The sequence below is a fragment of the Vibrio sp. 2-2(8) genome (assembly GCF_963888495.1).
GTDB lineage: Bacteria > Pseudomonadota > Gammaproteobacteria > Enterobacterales > Vibrionaceae > Vibrio > Vibrio anguillarum.
The window spans coordinates 608047-625798 of record NZ_CAWPJM010000011.1 but is presented as its reverse complement, the minus strand read 5'-3'; the positions used below and the strand labels follow the sequence as shown (position 1 = coordinate 625798).

Below are 17752 nucleotides of genomic sequence, written 5' to 3'. Positions count from 1 at the left end.
TCAAAAAATCAGGGTCGATAGAAACCTAACAGGTATCATGATTGACAGGGATGAACAACAAGCCTGAGATCACAAATAATGCCATGAGTGAGTGGATCAGCAACAATAAACACATTGGATTTGTCTCATCTTTGATATCATCTTTTTTCATACGAAGCTCAAAATAAATAGCTTTTTTAGTTTTTGAGTTTGCTTACTTACCGAAATTTCAACATATAAGACATAGTGGAGAACTGACAATGGCAACAATGGCATTTAAGCCATGGGAACGTTTGATTACCGATATTCGTCTCGTTCCTAAAATGGTTATGCTGATGGTGTTTAGTACAGTATTGATCATCGCAAAGCAGCTTTGGGATGCTCGTACTTTTTACGAATCACTGCTTGCAGCAACTCAGAATACCGAAATCGCTCAGCAACACTATGATGCTTATTTGACTCAAGTAGTATGGCAAACGGCATTCATGATCATCGTTTTTGTTGTGCTTTTACTCGCCGCAGCGAAAGTCATGCTACGCCAAACACAATATTTAAGTGATTCAATTAAGTTGATGGCAAGTCGTGATCTTTCCACACCGATTAATATGGAATGTAAAGATGAGTACGGCGACGTTGCGCGAGAGCTTGAGAAAACCCGCCGCCAGTTGCAAGACGTCATTAAGATGCAAGTGGATGCCTCACAAGAACTCTCTTCACTTACTGAAGTCATGACCATCAGCATGTCAGAAACCAAAGATTCGGCTCAAGAAGAGTTTAACGAAATTGACCAATTGGCCACCGCCATGAGTGAAATGACATCCACGGTGCAAACGGTCGCAGAGCATGCACAAAATGCATCAGCACTAACCGAGCAAGCGTCAGGTCAAGCAGAAACTGGTCAGCGTTTTGTCAAAGGCACCATCACTAAGATGAGTGAGCTATCGAAGGATATCGCGGCATCAGCGCAAGCCGTCAACCAAGTTGAAGAACGAGTGGTTGCGATTGGCAGTGTTGTTGGAACCATCCAAAGTATTTCCGAGCAAACCAACCTACTCGCGCTCAATGCAGCTATTGAAGCGGCTCGGGCTGGTGAAGCTGGGCGTGGTTTTGCGGTGGTAGCCGATGAAGTGCGTAACTTAGCGCAGCGCACCCAAAAAGCGACGATTGAGATCCAAGAGATGATTTCTCAATTACAAAATAGTGCCAATTCAGCTGTTGATTTAATGGAAAAAAGTGTAGTTGAAGCGGCTGAAGGAGTTGAGCTGGTTACGAATGCGGGCACTGAATTAGATGGTATTGTGAATCAAGTGCAACGGATCAATGACATGAATATCCAAATCGCAACGGCCGCTGGGCAGCAAACTAGCGTGGCTCAGGAAATGGACCAAAATCTAACCAATGTGAGGGAGCTCGTTGAAGCTTCAGTAACAGTGGTTGGTGAGTTGCTTGAAACATCAGAGATCATGCAAAGCAACGCCGAAGAGTTAGATCGGAAAATCACGATGTTCAAAGTCTAACTCTGTAGAAATTCGATCCTTTAATCAACGCCCACAATTCTTGTTGTTGGGCGTTTTTTATTGATATAAGTTTGCTATAAATAGCCTTCTAGCGACTGCATTGGTCTCAATTCACAAGGATGTATCATGTTACTGCCTTCATCACTTCACGCTTTTGCGCACACAACCTATCAACATTTGCTAGAGCAACAACCGAGCATTGCACAGTGGTCCGAGCCATTGAAAAAACAGCTGTTGTATGTGGTCGGGATGAGCCAGTTTATCAATGAAGCATTATTGCGAGATGAACGGTTGTGTATGCAATTACCGGAAATGTTGGCGGGAGAGTCAAGGCTAGATCATTACCGAGACGATCTCGCTATACAGCTAGAAGAGTGCAAAGATGAAATGTCAGGGCATCGTATTTTGCGTCAGTTTCGTAACCGGGAAATGGTGTACATCGCTTGGCGAGATTTCACCGCCAGTTGGACGTTAGAAGAGAGCCTTGCACATCTTTCAGCACTGGCGGAAGCACTCATTTTTGAGACTTACCAGTGGCAGTACGCTGTTTGCTGCTTCGAGTGGGGAACGCCAACTAACGACCAAGGTGAAGCACAACCTATGCTGATCATCGGCATGGGCAAGTTAGGTGGCGGTGAGTTGAACTTCTCGTCGGATATCGACCTCATTTTTACTTATCCTGAAAACGGTGAAACACAAGGCGCTCGCCGCAGCATCGCGAATGCGCAATTTTTTACCCGTTTAGGCCAGCGAATCATCAAAGCGTTGGATCAACATACCTTTGACGGTTTTTGCTACCGAGTTGATATGCGTTTGCGTCCTTTTGGTGAAAGTGGCCCACTGGTGATGAGCTATGCGGCGCTCGAAGATTATTACCAAGAGCAAGGGCGTGATTGGGAGCGTTATGCGATGATCAAAGCTCGAGTAATGGGGCGGGAAATGTATCCGCAGTACCAAGAGCTGCGTCAAATGCTGCGACCATTTGTGTTCCGCCGCTACATCGATTTTAGTGCCATTCAATCTCTGCGCCGTATGAAATCGATGATCAGCAGCGAAGTGAGACGTCGAGGGCTGCATAACAACATCAAATTAGGCGCAGGCGGGATCCGCGAAATTGAATTCATCGCACAAGTATTTCAGTTAATTCGTGGTGGACGAGAACCCAGTTTACGTCAGCGTGGACTATTAGAAACACTGGTTGCAATAGAAGAACTTGCCCTGCTCAAACCGCAAGAAGTGGCCGATTTACGACAAGCTTATCTGTTTTTACGTCGCCTTGAAAACCTATTGCAAGCGATGGCCGACAAGCAGACGCAAACCTTGCCAGACAATGAACTGGATCAACTTCGCTTAGCTGTTGCTATGCAATGCACTGACTGGGTAACGCTGCTTCACGAAACGCATCAACACATGACCAAAGTACATCAAGTATTTGCAACTCTGATTGGCGATGATGAAGAAGATGATGACCAGTGCGTTGCTAAACATTTTCACGAGCTGTGGGATATGGCGCACAAGCCTGATGTGCTTGAAACGATTTTTCAACAAGAGCTTACCTGTGATGATCCTGCCGGCATGGCGCATGTATTGATCCAATTTAAAGAGGATTTGGCGAAAAAAACGCTGGGCCCACGCGGACGAGATGTATTAAACCGGTTGATGCCAAAACTGTTCCAAGCGATTTTCATTCACCCAGATGCGCAGTTTGGCTTACCTCGTGTGCTGCATTTGATGTACAAAATTGTGACTCGAACCACTTACCTTGAGCTGCTAGATGAACACCCTGCGGCATTGACGCAACTGGTGCGTTTATGCACCGCAAGCCCGATGATTTCGGAACAGCTTAGTCGTTACCCCATTTTACTCGATGAACTTATCGACCCGCAGCATCTCTATAATCCAATGGCGTTGTCCGCTTATAAAACTGAACTGCGTGATTTTCTTGCTCGTATTCCCGAAGAGGATATGGAGCAGCAAATGGAAGGATTACGCCAATTTAAGCAGATCTGCATTTTGCGTATTGCTGCTGCTGATATTGCCGGTGCTTTGCCTGTGATGAAAGTGAGCGATCACTTAACCTACCTTGCTGAAGCCATCGTTGAAGCCGTGATCAACCAAGCTTGGCAGCAAGTCAGTGCAAAATACGGCCAACCCACTCATTTAAAAGAGAGGGATGGTAAAGGGTTTGCAGTCGTTGGCTATGGCAAAGTGGGGGGCTGGGAGTTGGGTTACAATTCCGATCTTGATATCGTGTTTCTCCATGACTGCCCGGTGGATTGTTATACCGATGGCGCAAAAGAGATTGATGGCCGTCAGTTTTATTTGCGCTTAGCCCAGCGCGTGATCCACATTTTTGCTACTCGTACCGCTTCTGGTATTTTGTATGAAGTTGATACTCGTTTGCGCCCGTCTGGAGCGTCCGGTTTGTTAGTTAGCCCCGCTGAAGCGTTTGATGAATACCAGCGCAATGAAGCGTGGACGTGGGAACACCAAGCCTTAGTTCGTGCCCGAATGATTTATGGTGATGAGCCACTGCAACTGGCTTTCCATCGCACCCGCCATGAGATTTTGTCATTGGCAAGAGATGAAACCAAGCTCAAGCAGGATGTAGTCGCGATGCGGATAAAAATGCGCGATCATTTGGGGGGAAAGAAAAGTGGCCGCTTTATGCTTAAACAAGATGCTGGTGGCATCACTGATATTGAGTTTTTAGCTCAATATCTAGTGCTGCGTTTTAGTCATGAAAAGCCAAAGTTGACATTTTGGTCAGACAACGTACGAATTTTTGAGTCACTACTGAACCAAGGTGTTATGGAGGAAGAACAAGCGCAGGCTCTCACCGATGCCTATACTTCGATGCGCAATCAGATCCATCATCGAAACTTGCTTAACTTGGATGCGGATGTTGACGAAAGTAAGTTTGTTGACCTGCGAAAACGAGTCACAAACGCTTGGCAGCAGTGGCTAGGTTGAGTGTTTTAGAGACTCAATGAGCTGTGTTACACTCAGCGCAATAACAAAAATTGGAGATCCACAATGAAACCAATCCTACCTGACTACAATGATGCAGGTGTATTGATTATTGGCGATGTGATGCTTGATCGCTACTGGTATGGCCCAACTGGTCGCATCTCACCAGAAGCCCCCGTTCCTGTAGTAAAAGTAGAGAATAGCGAAGAACGTCCAGGCGGCGCGGCAAACGTTGCAATGAACATTGCTTCGCTGGGCGGTCATGCGCACATTGTTGGTTTAACTGGCGTGGATGAGCCTGCTAACGTTCTGACTGAAACGTTAACAGCGTTGAAAGTGAGTTGTGATTTTGTTGCTCTGCCAAATTATCCAACCATTACAAAATTACGCGTGCTAAGCCGAGGCCAGCAACTGATCCGTTTGGATTTCGAAGATAAGTTTGAGAACACCGATCCAGAACTGATTTTATCTCGCATGGAGCTGGCGTTACCGAAAGTAAAAGCGGTGATCTTGTCCGATTACGCCAAAGGCGCATTAGAGCATGTGCAGCAATTAATCCAAAAAGCACGTGCAGCCAACATTCCCGTTTTTATCGATCCTAAAGGAGCCGATTTCGAACGTTATCGTGGCGCAACATTGCTCACACCTAACATGTCTGAATTTGAACAGGTCGTAGGCAAAGTAAAAACAGAGCAAGAGCTAGTAGAAAAAGGCTTTGCCTTGATTGAACAGTTTGATCTTGGCGCACTGTTGGTGACTCGCAGCGAACATGGCATGACACTGTTACAACGCAATCAGAAGCCATTCCATTTACCAACATTAGCCAAAGAAGTGTATGACGTAACGGGCGCTGGAGATACGGTGATTTCAGTGCTTGCAGCATCAGTTGCAGCAGGTAAACCACTTGATGAAGCGTGCGCATTAGCCAATGCGGCGGCGGGTGTTGTGGTTGGGAAATTGGGCACTTCAACCGTTTCAACCATTGAACTAGCGGAAGCGGTTCACGGTAGCAAAGATACTGATTATGGTGTCATCAGTGAACAAGCCTTAATTGATGCGGTAAAAGTGGCTCAAGCTCAGGGCGAAAAGGTGGTGATGACCAATGGTTGCTTTGATATTTTGCATGCAGGACATGTTTCTTATCTTAACCACGCAGCCAAATTGGGCGATCGCCTGATTGTTGCCGTTAACACGGATGAGTCGGTTAAGCGTTTAAAAGGCCCAGGTCGCCCAGTCAATACAACAGATCGCCGCATGGCGGTACTGGCTGCATTGGGCGCTGTCGATTGGGTGGTTCCTTTTTCTGAAGATACGCCACAGCGTTTGATTGCGGCTGTACTACCTAACTTACTGGTGAAAGGTGGTGACTATAAACCTGAAGATATCGCCGGTGGTGAAGAAGTGATTGCTGCGGGTGGAGAAGTCAAAGTGTTGAACTTTGAAGATGGTTGCTCAACCACAGAAATTATTGAAGCAATTAAAGGCGGCAGAGGCTAACATCGCGTCGCGTCCTTTGGCATTTGTATAAAATGAGCCAACCACTACAAAAAATACAAAAAAGCCGCTGAATTGTCAGCGGCTTTTACTTTTTAGCTGTCTGCTTTTAAGCCAGCGTTGATATCTAAAATATCTTGCTCGCTCAAGGTGCCTACTGCTTGACGCAATTGCAGTACGCTCAGCACATAGTCATAACGTGCGTTAGAGAGATTTTTATTCGCATCGTAGAGACGGCGCGTTGAATCAAGCACATCAACAATAGTCCGCGTACCGACATCAAACCCTGCTTCGGTCGCTTCCAGTGCTGATTTCGCTGAAATAACTGACTGTTCATAAGCACGTAAAGCGCCAATAGAGGCATTGATGTTGTTGTTAAATGCGCGTACATCTTTCACAACGCTGCGATACGTCTGTTCTAAATCTTGGCTTGCAGCAACGTACGCAAATTCAGCTTGTTTGGTTTTCGACGTGGTTTTTCCACCGGTGTACAGCGGCACATTAAGGTTGATCCCAACATTGAAATCGTTGTAATCCCCTTGAGAGTTGCTGTTATCGTTGCTTTCATCACCGTACTTGTAGCCGCCATCAAGAGTCAGTGAGGGTAAGTGCTCTGAACTTGCTAATGAAATATTATCTTTCGCGACATCTTGAGCAATACGAGCGGTCAGCAAAGAGAGATTTTTCTGTTGGGCTTCTTCAAGCAGAGCATCAATCGGCTGCGTTGTTTTGCTGGCTGAAAAACGATTAGTATCCAACACACTTAAATCAGAATGTTCTTGGCCGGTAATTTCACGCAAGGTTTCATAACTATTGGTGAGGCTATTTTTTGCCAAAACTTCATCAGCAAGCACGCCATCGTATTGCGCTTGTGCATCATGCACGTCAGTAATCGCAGAAAGACCGACTTCAAAACGTTGTTTCGTTTGCTCTAATTGACGAGCCACTGCCGCTTTTTCTGCACGGACAAATGCTAAGTTATCTTTGGCGCGAAGCACTTCAAAATAGGCTTGTGCAACGCGTAAAATTAGACCTTGCTGGGTGGCCGCATAGGCAGAATCCGCTTTGCGTGCATTCTTTTCTGCCGTGTCTAAAGAAACCCAACTTGAACGTTGATAAAGCTGCTGAGAGAAACTGATGCCTGCTGTGAGCTTATCGCTTTCACGTGAATCAGTATCACTGCGGTTGATATTGTAACCAGCGGTCAGGTTGATTTGTGGTAACAGATCGCCACGGCTAGATGTTACCGCTTCAAATGCAGCATCACGTTGAGCTGCAGAGCTCAGTAGCTGAGGATCATTTTCTTTGGCTTGATTATAGATTTCAGTAAGAGTATCCGCCCATACTGAAGAACTCAGGCTGCCTAATGCTGCGCTGATGAATAGTGGAAGCAGTTTTTTCATTGGTCCTATTCCCTGCCTTAATATGTAAGAAGGTTACTTTTAAGGAGTTTAACTTAAATTGGTGGTAATTCACTCGAAACTTTGCACTTTTTTACACATAACTGTCCATCTGTGCAATAAAATTCGATGCTCGTTTAAAAATAAATATAAAATTTATATAAAAAGTTGAGCAATATCCTTGGTGATGGATGAATTCCATGATTAAACTATGAGATTCACTGAGCGAGGTTTCAAATGCAGCAGTCTGACAAACGGTACAACATTTTTACGCCCCAAGATGTGGACGTCATTTCAAAAGAAACACTGTTCCAAGGTTTTTTCCGCATGGTGAAATACCGCTTTAAACACAAGTTGTTTGAAGGTGGATGGAGTGAGGAGATTGAAAGAGAAATGTTTGAAAGAGGTCATGCTGCGGCTATGCTTCCTTATGATCCTGCGCGTGATGAAGTCGTGATTATAGAGCAAATTCGAGTTGGAGCACTAGAGCACGCCCATCCTTGGCAACTGGAGATTGTTGCTGGAGTCATCGACCCTGATGAAACGTCCGAGCAGGTTATCCGTCGAGAGGCGATGGAAGAGGCGGGAATTGAAGTGAACCGAATCGAAAAAATTAGCTCTTATTATCCATCATCTGGTGGATGCTCTGAATTACTCGACGTCTTTGTTGGTGAAATCGATGCAACGCAAGCTAAAGGCGTACATGGGCTTGACTATGAAGGTGAAGACATCAAAGTTCATGTCATGAGCCGTGAAGAGGCTTACCGCTTAGTGAAAAACGGCCAAATTGAGAATGGTGCCTCAATTATCGCTTTACAATGGTTAGAGCTAAACTATCAACAGTTACAATTGCAATGGCAGAATTAGCATTGAAAAAACCGTATCACGTTGATTTATCGGAACTAATGCGTGTGTACGAAACTAACTACGCGAAATTGAACGCTTTGTTACCAAGTCAGCCGAGCGTGGGTGACTTACGCTGTTATCAGGCTGCTCAAATGACCTATCAATTACAAGTGCTAGAGGTCACAAAGTACACAACTTTAGTGGAGATTTGTCAGAGTGATGACGTTTCAGTATTTCCATTACCGTCGATGTCTGTCAGGCTTTACCACGATGCACGTGTTTCTGAAGTGTGTGCAAGTGCGCGGATAAATCAGATCAAAGCTCGCTATGATTACCCGAATGAACAAATGATGCAAAAAGATGAGAAAGCGCAAATCAATCGCTTTTTAGGCGATTGGCTTACTTTCTGTTTAAAGCACGGGATTAGTCGAGCTCCAATTTAGTCTTCGTCATAGATGAAAATTAGTCATTCAATTTGGATTAATAAATTTTGAACGTGTCGCCAACTCTAGACAATTCAGACAGCATCAAGCTGCTACAAATTACCGATACGCATCTGTTTGCGCCGGATGATGGCAGCCTGTTGAGTGTTAATACGGTAGATAGCTTTCATGCTGTTGTGGCAGAGATTTGCGCACAACATGTTGAATTTGATGCAATTCTAGCCACGGGCGACATCTCGCAAGATCATAGTGCTGAGTCTTATCTTCGTTTCTCTCGTGGTATTTCCTCATTAGAAAAAACTTGTTTTTGGCTTCCCGGTAATCACGACTTTAAACCTAATATGGGCGCCGTATTCCCGTCAGAGCAGATTCAACAGTCGGAGCATGTATTACTCGGTGAACACTGGCAGATGGTGATGCTCGATTCTCAAGTGGTGGGCGTACCGCACGGACGGCTGAGCGATCAACAATTGGCTTTACTTGACGAAAAATTATCGACGCACCATCAGCGACACACCTTGATTGTGCTGCATCATCATCCTCTATTGGTGGGGAGCGCCTGGCTCGATCAACATAGCCTTAAAGACAGCGATGCTTTTTGGAATATCGTCACGCAACATCGCAATGTGAAAGCCGTCCTGTGTGGTCATGTTCATCAAAATATGGATAAACTCCATCACGGTGTCAGAGTGATGGCCACTCCCTCGACCTGTGTACAATTTAAGCCCAATTCAGATGATTTTGCTTTGGATCGCACTTCCCCAGGATGGCGTGAATTGACGCTATCTGCTGATGGTCAAATAGAAACTCAAGTCAAACGTTTAGCTAACGGCGCATTCCAACCGGATTTTAACGCTAATGGATACTGAGATGCCTACTCGTCAACCTATGCTGCTTTATATTCACGGCTTTAATAGCTCGCCGCTGTCGCACAAAGCACAAGTGATGGTGAAGTATTGCCAAATGCAGCGTCCTGATATCAAAGTGATGGTGCCTAAGTTACCCAGTTTTCCCGCGCAAGCTGCGGAATATCTACTTGATCTTATTCATCAACATCAAGATCAATATCGTATTGCGCTGGTGGGGAGTTCATTAGGCGGGTATTTGTCTATTTGGTTAAACCATTTGTTTGGTTTTCGTGCCGTGGTGATAAACCCAGCAATCAAACCGTATGAATTATTGGTCAATTTTTTAGGCGAACAAGTCAACCCCTACACGCAAGAGCACTATCGGCTAGAGGCGAAACATATTGAAGAGCTCAAAGCATTAGAGGTTAAAATTAATGACGTCACGTCATTTTGGTTGTTGCAACAAATGGGTGATGAAGTCTTAGATTACCGTCAAGCCGTCGCTAAATTGGCGGGAGCAAAACAGACGGTTGAATTTGGCGGCGATCATAGTTTTGTTAACTTTGAGCGATATCCGCGACAAATCATCGAATTCCTAGATCTCTGACCGATTCATTGAGGGGGGAGTCATAATTTTACCTGTAACTTACTTATCTCGCTTGACATAAGCAAGGCTCTTCCAGACTATGTTCTACCTATACTTTTGCAGTTTGTAATGCTGAAAAAATCAGCGTTGTTGTCGTTAATTAATCACAAGCACATCATTGATAAACTGCCGAAAAAGTAACGAATCATTTATCTATAAAAGCATTCCGTATTATGACTGAACAATATAATGCTGGGGCCATTGAAGTTCTTAATGGTTTAGAACCAGTACGTCGCCGACCTGGGATGTATACGGACACCGCGCGACCTAACCATTTAGGCCAAGAAGTTATCGATAACAGTGTCGATGAAGCGCTAGCCGGATATGCCTCCAAGGTACAAGTTATTCTCCACGCAGATCAATCACTTGAAGTGATCGATGATGGGCGTGGTATGCCTGTTGATATTCACCCTGAAGAGAAAATATCAGGCGTTGAGCTTATCTTCTGTAAATTGCATGCGGGTGGTAAGTTTTCAAACAAAAGCTACCAGTTCTCCGGTGGTTTACATGGGGTAGGTATTTCCGTAGTGAATGCCCTATCCAAGCGTGTGGAAGTGACCGTTCGCCGTGATGGGCAAATCTATGAAATGGCGTTTGAGCACGGTAATAAAGTCGAGGAATTGACGGTAACTGGCACCTGTGGTCGTCGCAATAAAGGGACCAGTGTCCACTTTTGGCCCGATACCAGCTACTTTGATTCGCCTAACTTTTCAGTGACTCGCCTAATCAATAATTTGCGCGCTAAAGCGGTACTTTGCCCGGGGCTCGAGATCACCTTTAGTGATAAGGTTAACAATCTTGAGCACCGTTGGTACTACGAAGACGGCTTAAAAGATTATCTCGCAGAAGGCGTAAAGGGTTACACCTTATTACCCGAAGAGCCATTTACGGGTGAGTTTGTCGCTGAAACTGAAGCGGCCAACTGGGCAGTGATTTGGCTACCTGAAGGTGGTGAGATGATCACTGAAAGCTATGTTAACTTAATCCCGACCGCACAAGGTGGTACGCACGTTAACGGCTTACGCCAAGGGTTGCTCGATGCGATGCGTGAATTCTGTGAATTCCGCAACCTGTTGCCGCGTGGCGTTAAGTTAACTGGTGAAGATGTCTTTGACCGCTGTTCTTATGTGTTGTCGGTTAAGATGCAAGACCCACAGTTTGCAGGGCAAACCAAAGAGCGCCTTTCTTCACGTCAAACCGCGGCTTTTGTTTCAGGTGTGATAAAAGACTCCTTTAGTTTATGGCTGAATGAAAAACCACAACTCGCTGAATTACTTGCCGAAGTGTGCATTGCCAATGCGCATCGCCGCATGCGAGCCAGCAAAAAAGTGGTACGGAAAAAAATCGCATCGGGCCCCGCGCTCCCCGGTAAATTGACCGATTGTTCAGTGCAAGACCTGAGCCGCACGGAAATCTTCTTTGTCGAAGGGGATTCAGCAGGTGGCAGTGCTAAGCAAGCGCGCGATCGCGAATTTCAGGCGGTTATGCCACTGCGTGGGAAAATTTTAAATACGTGGGAAGTGTCGGCAGACCAAGTGCTGGCTTCACAAGAAGTGCATGATATCTCTGTTGCGCTTGGGATTGATCCTGATAACGACGATCTCGATGGATTGCGTTACGGTAAAATCTGCATTCTCGCGGATGCTGACTCTGATGGTTTACATATTGCCACCTTGCTTTGTGCCTTATTTACCAAACATTTCCGAGCACTAGTCAAAGCGGGCCACATTTTTGTTGCTATGCCTCCCTTGTATCGGATCGACTGTGGCAAAGAGGTCTTTTATGCACTCGATGATGCTGAAAAAGAGGGCATTTTAGAGCGACTTAGCCAGAAAAAAGCCAAAATCAACGTCCAGCGATTTAAAGGTTTGGGTGAAATGAATCCGCTTCAATTGCGTGAAACAACGATGGATCCAAACACGCGCCGCTTGGTGCAACTGACCATTGATGATGCTGAAGCAACGGATGAAATGATGGACATGTTGCTAGGTAAAAAGCGAGCAGATGACCGCCGCGCATGGTTGCAACGTTATGGCGATATGGCAGAGGTGCAATAAATGTCAACTGAAATAACCTTTGATGGTGTTGAGAAACTGCCGCTGCGTAAGTTCACTGAAGACGCCTATCTCAATTATTCGATGTACGTCATCATGGACCGCGCACTGCCTTATATTGGCGATGGTTTAAAACCGGTACAGCGACGTATTATTTATGCGATGTCGGAGCTTGGACTCTCGGCGTCAGCCAAGTACAAAAAATCAGCGCGTACCGTTGGTGACGTGCTCGGTAAATACCACCCGCACGGTGATTCGGCCTGTTACGAAGCGATGGTATTAATGGCACAACCCTTTTCTTACCGCTATCCACTGGTGGATGGTCAAGGTAACTGGGGTGCTCCGGACGATCCAAAATCCTTCGCGGCGATGCGTTATACCGAAGCGAAACTGTCTAAATTCGCTGAAGTTTTACTGGGTGAGCTTGGACAAGGCAACGTTGATTGGCAGCCTAACTTTGATGGCACAATGCAAGAACCACAAATGCTGCCGGCGCGTTTACCTCATATTTTGCTCAATGGCGTCACGGGAATTGCGGTGGGTATGGCGACCGATATCCCGCCACACAATGTGCGTGAAATTGCCGATGCGACGATTCACCTGATCGATAACCCGGAAGCGCAACTGCATGATGTGATGCAGTACGTGCAAGGGCCAGATTATCCGACCGAAGCGGAAATTATTTCACCCAGAATTGAAATTGAGAAAATATATCGCTCAGGTCGCGGCAGTATCAAAATGCGCGCGGTTTGGCATAAAGAGGGGAGTGATGTTGTGATCACAGCATTACCTCATCAAGTCTCAGGCGCTAAATTGCTCGAACAAATCGCTAACCAAATGCGCGCGAAGAAATTGCCAATGGTTGAAGATTTACGCGATGAATCGGATCACGAGAACCCTACGCGTATTGTTATTGTGCCGCGTTCTAACCGCGTAGATTGTGACTTGTTGATGAGCCACTTGTTCGCATCAACCGATCTAGAGAAAAGCTTCCGTGTTAACTTGAACATGATTGGCTTAAACAATCGTCCTGAAGTGAAAGGTTTAGTGACCATTCTTTCTGAGTGGATTGAGTTTCGTCGCACCACGGTTCGCCGCCGCTTACAGTACCGTCTTGATAAAGTCATGGCGCGTTTGCACATCTTGGAAGGTTTGCTCATTGCTTATCTGAATATTGATGAAGTGATTGAAATCATTCGTACTGAAGATGAACCTAAAGCGGTACTGATGGCCCGGTTTGGTATTAGTGCTATTCAAGCCGATGCGATTTTAGATACCAAACTTCGCCACTTAGCCAAACTTGAAGAGATGAAGATTCGTGGTGAGCAAGATGAGCTTGCCAAAGAGCGCGAAAAATTAGAGCAGTTGCTTGGTTCTGAGCGTCGCTTGAACACATTGTTGAAGAAAGAGATCAAAGCGGATGCTGAGAAGTACGGTGATGATCGCCGTTCACCACTGATTGAGCGAGCTGAATCTAAAGCGTTGACTGAGCGTGACCTTGTGCCAAGTGAAGCGATCACCGTTGTGCTTTCGGAAAAAGGCTGGGTACGTCATGCCAAAGGGCATGATGTGGATTGCCAAAGTTTGAGCTATAAATCCGGCGATCAGTATTTGGCTCATGCTTGTGGTAAGAGCAATCAACAGGTCGTATTCTTGGGTAGCGATGGTCGAAGTTATTCGCTTGAAGCTCACTCGCTACCTTCGGCGCGCAGTCAAGGTGAGCCGATTACGGGTCGTCTCAACATCACAGAGGGCTCGTCTATTCGCCAAGTAGTGATGGGGGAAGAGGATCAACTCTGGTTAGTGGGCTCGGATGCCGGTTATGGTTTTGTGTGTAAAGGTGGTGAACTGCTGTCGAAAAACCGTAGTGGTAAAGCCTTAGTTAATTTGCCTGAGAACTCAGAGGTAATGACGCCGCAGGCCATCGGTAATTTGGAGTCTGATGACATTTTAGCGATCACGAATCAGGGGCGAATGTTGCTATTCCCAATCAAAGATTTACCACAGCTAACCAAAGGCAAAGGCAACAAAATAATCAATATTCCTGCGGCTAAGTCCAAAGAGCGTGAAGAGTTTGTGTCACATTTAATCTCCTTGCCTCAAGGAGCGGCTATTACGCTCTATGCCGGCAAACGCAAACTTGGTTTAAAAGCCAGCGATCTAGAGAACTTCCGTGGTGAGCGTGGACGTCGAGGTAGCTTACTGCCGAGAGGGCTACAACGTGTTACTGCGATTGAGATTGAATCAGAACTTAGTGATTCAGATCTTGAGCAAGAGTAAAAGTCTATAAATAAAAGCCCCCTTCGTGAGTTGGGGGCTTTTTTATGTCTCTTTGTTTTTGGTGGCTTAGTTTATTCGCGTAGGTCTTCAACAATTGTCACGGGAAGTGTCATCTCTTCACCTTTACGTAAGATAAGCACATCGACAACGGTACCTGGGCGCAAGTCAGTGACAATTTCCATCACACTCTTGCGACCATTAATTTTTTTACCGCCAATTTTTAGAATAATGTCCCGCTCTTTAAAACCAGCCGTTTCCGCAGGGCCATTGGGGTCAATGCCCAACACAACTATGCCGCCAATATGTTCACTGCCAAGTAAGCGAGATGTTACTGGAGTAATATCTTGCCCATCAATACCGATATAGCCGCGAATCACGCGTCCATCAGCAATGATTTTTTCCATAATGGTGTTGGCTAATTTGTAAGGAATCGCGAATGATATACCATCGGTTTTCATTTCAGTTGCTTGTTGAAACGAAGCCGTGTTAATACCTACGAGCTCTCCTTGAGTGTTGACCAAAGCTCCACCGGAATTGCCTTCATTAATGGCCGCATCAGTTTGGATGAAAGCTTGACGTCCATCGGTACTGACTGATGAACGTTCAGTGGCAGAAATGATACCAAAAGTAGTGGTTTGTCCAAGGTTGTATGGATTGCCAATGGCCAGTACCACATCGCCAACTTTCACCGAGTAATTGGGATTTTGTGGAATAACGGGAAGGTTCGTTCCTTCGATTCGCAAAATTGCGATATCCGTGCGTCGATCTTTGCCTACTAATTGCGCTGCTGCGAGACGGCCATCTTGTAAGGCCGCTACGATTTGGTCGGCTTGGGCTACTACGTGATAGTTGGTAATGATGTACCCTTTCTCGCTCACAATTACACCAGAGCCTAACCCTTGAATCGACAGTTTACTGCGATCGCTTTCGGTGTATTTTTGGTTGTAAATATTGACTACAGCAGGTGCGGCGCGGCGAACGGCTTGGTTAAACGAAATTTGCAAAGAGAGCGCATTGGGAGACTCTTCGGCCGCGATTTGCGGGAGAACATTTGAACGTAGCGAGGGAACCGCTAGTAAAATAACAACAGCAGCGAGAAGCCCAAGCCCCACTGAACGAAGTAAAAAGTTAAGCATATCTTCCCCAAACAAAACCCGCTATATACTCAGCTTATTTTACACCTGAGCTTGAGAGAGGAAGAATAGCACTACATGATTGAATAAGAAAAGGGCAGCATTCAAATGCTGCCCTGATCGCTCGACAAGAGATTCTCACTAATTAGCGAATAACCAAGTAAATGGTTCTATCACCTCGTTGGATATTCAGCGCAAGTATGCTCGGCTTTTTCTCCAAAATTTCGCGTAATTGTGCGAGGTTTTTCACTCGTTGGCGGTTAACACCAATGATGATGTCCTCTTTTTGTAGTTGATACGCTTCTGCCGCTGACCCTTTCTCTATAGCAGTCACTTTAACGCCAGCGATTGGGTCTTGATCCGTCGTATTGGTCAGTGCCGCACCAGTCAACCCCGAGTGAAGTTGCTCTGCTTTGGTTGTGGTGTTGTTTTCACTCAAGGTTACGTCGAAGGTTTTGCTTTTACCATCGCGGATAACATCGATTGTGATTTTTTTACCTGCACCTAATGTTGCCACTTTGGCTCTTAATTCATTGAAGGTAGAAACGTTTTTTCCATTAATAGCTGTGATGACATCACCCGCTTTGATCCCTGCTTTATCGGCGGCGCTATCTTTGATAACTTGGCTAACAAACGCCCCTTTACTTGACTCATAGCCTAGCGCTTCAGCCAGTTCAGAGGTTATTTCACCCCCTTGAACGCCGAGCACGCCACGTTTTACCTCACCAAATTCTAAGATCTGTTCGGTCAAGTTTTTCATCATATTTGATGGTATTGCAAAACCGATCCCAACGTTGCCACCATTCGGCCCAAGAATCGCGGTATTAATCCCAATCAATTCACCATTGAGATTGACTAAGGCACCACCAGAGTTGCCACTGTTAATCGCGGCATCGGTCTGAATAAAGTTCTCAAAGTTTTCAAGATTAAGTCCACTTCGTCCTAGCGCAGAAACAATGCCGGAAGTCACCGTTTGACCAAGACCAAACGGGTTCCCGATCGCGACCGTGAAATCACCTACACGCAGTTTGTCTGAATCCGCGATACGAATTTGGGTTAAATTTTTTGCTTTTTTTAGTTTGATCAGCGCGACATCGGACATTTTATCGCCACCGACGAGCTCCGCATCGTATTCTCGGCCGTCGTATAATTTGACGCGAATCTTATCAGCGCCATCGATGACGTGATAATTAGTCACAACATAACCTTTGTCTGCGTCAGTAATGACACCAGAGCCTAATGCTCTAAATGGCCGCTCTTGCGATTGGTCGATTGGGAAGTCAGGACCAAAGAAAAATCGAAACTGCTCGGGTAAACGTTGATGGGAAACTTGAGTTCCCTCAACTGAGATACTCACAACCGCCGGTGTCACTTGCTCTAGCATCGGTGCTAAGCTCGGCAATGGCTCACCACTGACAGAAAAGGGTAGCGCTGCCATTGCGGGTAGTGGGGTGATGATTGAACTTAAACTTAAGGATAGAGCGGTTAAAAGAAGTAAAGGTTTTTTCATCATAAGCTCCTTTGGAATAACTGTGTTCGAAGTTTAATATTTGTACGAAAGACAAAACTTCAACACTCTCGTGAGGTTTATGACTCAAAAACCTTTATAAAGTTCATGAATTCAGATTAAACGGCTTTCACCTTAACCACGTCTGCAGAATGAATGATCTCTTTTTTGGGGGTATTAAAAAGCCCTGTTGCGCCATTGGCATAATCTTTCGGTGGCTGTTCCAAAATGTCATCGTTGCTTTTATCTGTATCATTATGCAGAGCGATTTTTTTGATAAATGGGTTATCTTGCTCTGGCATATTCGGCAAAATTTCGGACGATGTTTTGGCCATGTGTTGATACAGTTTTGTATAATCTTTACCTAGTGTATCGAGTATTTCTGCTGCTTGAGCAAAGTGATCCGACAATTCTTGGCGTTGTTGTTCCAAACTAAATTTCGCGTTATCTAATTCTTTTTGTAGAGACTTTTGGTTTTTATATTGAGGCGTAGTCAATCGTGAAATGACCATTCCCAACACGGCCCCTACTAGCAAGCCTACAATGGCATATATCCAAGGCATAACAGCTCCTTATTGTTGTTATTTAACATGTTTTTTACCTGTTGGTTACACACGTCGCTTGGACATGTTACT

13 protein-coding genes are annotated in these 17752 nt (G+C 45.5%); 9 read left to right on the top strand and 4 right to left on the bottom strand.

Going from position 1 to position 17752, the window contains the following annotated elements; translation table 11 throughout:
• The first annotated feature begins 239 nt into the window (after positions 1-239).
• From AACV12_RS05675 to hldE, 3 genes are all read left to right on the top strand, one after another.
• Entirely contained in the window at positions 240-1496 is a 1257-nt protein-coding gene (locus tag AACV12_RS05675) for a methyl-accepting chemotaxis protein (RefSeq protein WP_013856051.1), read from the top strand.
• 126 nt (positions 1497-1622) lie between these two features.
• Positions 1623-4469, top strand: coding sequence for a bifunctional [glutamate--ammonia ligase]-adenylyl-L-tyrosine phosphorylase/[glutamate--ammonia-ligase] adenylyltransferase (gene glnE / locus AACV12_RS05670; protein ID WP_170900030.1), 2847 nt, complete (start codon positions 1623-1625; stop codon positions 4467-4469).
• 63 nt (positions 4470-4532) lie between these two features.
• The gene (gene hldE, locus AACV12_RS05665; protein WP_017050463.1) at positions 4533-5963 is read left to right on the top strand and encodes a bifunctional D-glycero-beta-D-manno-heptose-7-phosphate kinase/D-glycero-beta-D-manno-heptose 1-phosphate adenylyltransferase HldE; all 1431 of its coding nucleotides are present in this window, start codon (positions 4533-4535) and stop codon (positions 5961-5963) included.
• Between the two features lie 92 nt (positions 5964-6055).
• On the opposite strand, the gene tolC is transcribed toward hldE, so the two are convergent.
• Positions 6056-7363, bottom strand: a complete 1308-nt coding sequence (tolC, locus tag AACV12_RS05660; RefSeq protein ID WP_170900029.1) for an outer membrane channel protein TolC — start codon at positions 7361-7363, stop codon at positions 6056-6058.
• A gap of 234 nt (positions 7364-7597) precedes the next feature.
• On the opposite strand from tolC, the gene nudF reads away from it, so the two are divergent.
• The 6 genes from nudF (at position 7598) to parC (ending at position 14477) form a co-directional block, all read left to right on the top strand.
• Complete coding sequence (nudF, locus tag AACV12_RS05655; RefSeq protein ID WP_170900028.1) at positions 7598-8227, top strand: ADP-ribose diphosphatase; 630 nt, start codon at positions 7598-7600, stop codon at positions 8225-8227.
• A complete protein-coding gene (locus tag AACV12_RS05650) occupies positions 8215-8649 on the top strand; it encodes a DUF1249 family protein (RefSeq protein ID WP_017042669.1) in 435 nt (144 codons plus the stop codon). Before nudF ends, AACV12_RS05650 begins: the two co-directional genes overlap by 13 nt.
• Positions 8650-8696: 47 nt before the next feature.
• Positions 8697-9518: a 3',5'-cyclic-AMP phosphodiesterase gene (gene cpdA, locus AACV12_RS05645; protein WP_013856058.1), complete on the top strand. Its 822-nt coding sequence runs from the start codon at positions 8697-8699 to the stop codon at positions 9516-9518.
• Positions 9508-10104, top strand: coding sequence for an esterase YqiA (yqiA, locus tag AACV12_RS05640; RefSeq protein WP_013856059.1), 597 nt, complete (start codon positions 9508-9510; stop codon positions 10102-10104). The genes cpdA and yqiA overlap by 11 nt, the downstream gene beginning before the upstream one ends.
• 212 nt (positions 10105-10316) lie before the next feature.
• Positions 10317-12200 carry a DNA topoisomerase IV subunit B gene (parE, locus tag AACV12_RS05635; protein WP_017042666.1) on the top strand — a complete coding sequence of 628 codons (1884 nt, stop codon included), beginning with the start codon at positions 10317-10319 and terminating at the stop codon, positions 12198-12200.
• A complete protein-coding gene (gene parC, locus AACV12_RS05630) occupies positions 12201-14477 on the top strand; it encodes a DNA topoisomerase IV subunit A (protein ID WP_017042665.1) in 2277 nt (758 codons plus the stop codon).
• Positions 14478-14548: 71 nt separating this feature from the next.
• On the opposite strand, the gene degS is transcribed toward parC, so the two are convergent.
• From degS to zapG, 3 genes are all read right to left on the bottom strand, one after another.
• Positions 14549-15613, bottom strand: a complete 1065-nt coding sequence (gene degS, locus AACV12_RS05625; protein WP_026027274.1) for an outer membrane-stress sensor serine endopeptidase DegS — start codon at positions 15611-15613, stop codon at positions 14549-14551.
• A gap of 142 nt (positions 15614-15755) precedes the next feature.
• Positions 15756-17120: a Do family serine endopeptidase gene (locus AACV12_RS05620; protein ID WP_026027948.1), complete on the bottom strand. Its 1365-nt coding sequence runs from the start codon at positions 17118-17120 to the stop codon at positions 15756-15758.
• Positions 17121-17236: 116 nt separating this feature from the next.
• Entirely contained in the window at positions 17237-17680 is a 444-nt protein-coding gene (gene zapG, locus AACV12_RS05615; protein ID WP_013856064.1) for a Z-ring associated protein ZapG, read from the bottom strand.
• Between the last annotated feature and the right edge of the window lie 72 nt (positions 17681-17752).

Coding starts and splice junctions, on each gene's coding strand:
- nudF (WP_170900028.1), top strand. CDS start 7,598: ATGCAGCAGTCTGACAAACGGTACAACATTTTTACGCCCCAAGATGTG.
- zapG (WP_013856064.1), bottom strand. CDS start 17,680: ATGCCTTGGATATATGCCATTGTAGGCTTGCTAGTAGGGGCCGTGTTG.
- parE (WP_017042666.1), top strand. CDS start 10,317: ATGACTGAACAATATAATGCTGGGGCCATTGAAGTTCTTAATGGTTTA.
- AACV12_RS05675 (WP_013856051.1), top strand. CDS start 240: ATGGCAACAATGGCATTTAAGCCATGGGAACGTTTGATTACCGATATT.
- tolC (WP_170900029.1), bottom strand. CDS start 7,363: ATGAAAAAACTGCTTCCACTATTCATCAGCGCAGCATTAGGCAGCCTG.
- degS (WP_026027274.1), bottom strand. CDS start 15,613: ATGCTTAACTTTTTACTTCGTTCAGTGGGGCTTGGGCTTCTCGCTGCT.
- hldE (WP_017050463.1), top strand. CDS start 4,533: ATGAAACCAATCCTACCTGACTACAATGATGCAGGTGTATTGATTATT.
- AACV12_RS05650 (WP_017042669.1), top strand. CDS start 8,215: ATGGCAGAATTAGCATTGAAAAAACCGTATCACGTTGATTTATCGGAA.
- glnE (WP_170900030.1), top strand. CDS start 1,623: ATGTTACTGCCTTCATCACTTCACGCTTTTGCGCACACAACCTATCAA.
- yqiA (WP_013856059.1), top strand. CDS start 9,508: ATGGATACTGAGATGCCTACTCGTCAACCTATGCTGCTTTATATTCAC.
- AACV12_RS05620 (WP_026027948.1), bottom strand. CDS start 17,120: ATGAAAAAACCTTTACTTCTTTTAACCGCTCTATCCTTAAGTTTAAGT.
- parC (WP_017042665.1), top strand. CDS start 12,201: ATGTCAACTGAAATAACCTTTGATGGTGTTGAGAAACTGCCGCTGCGT.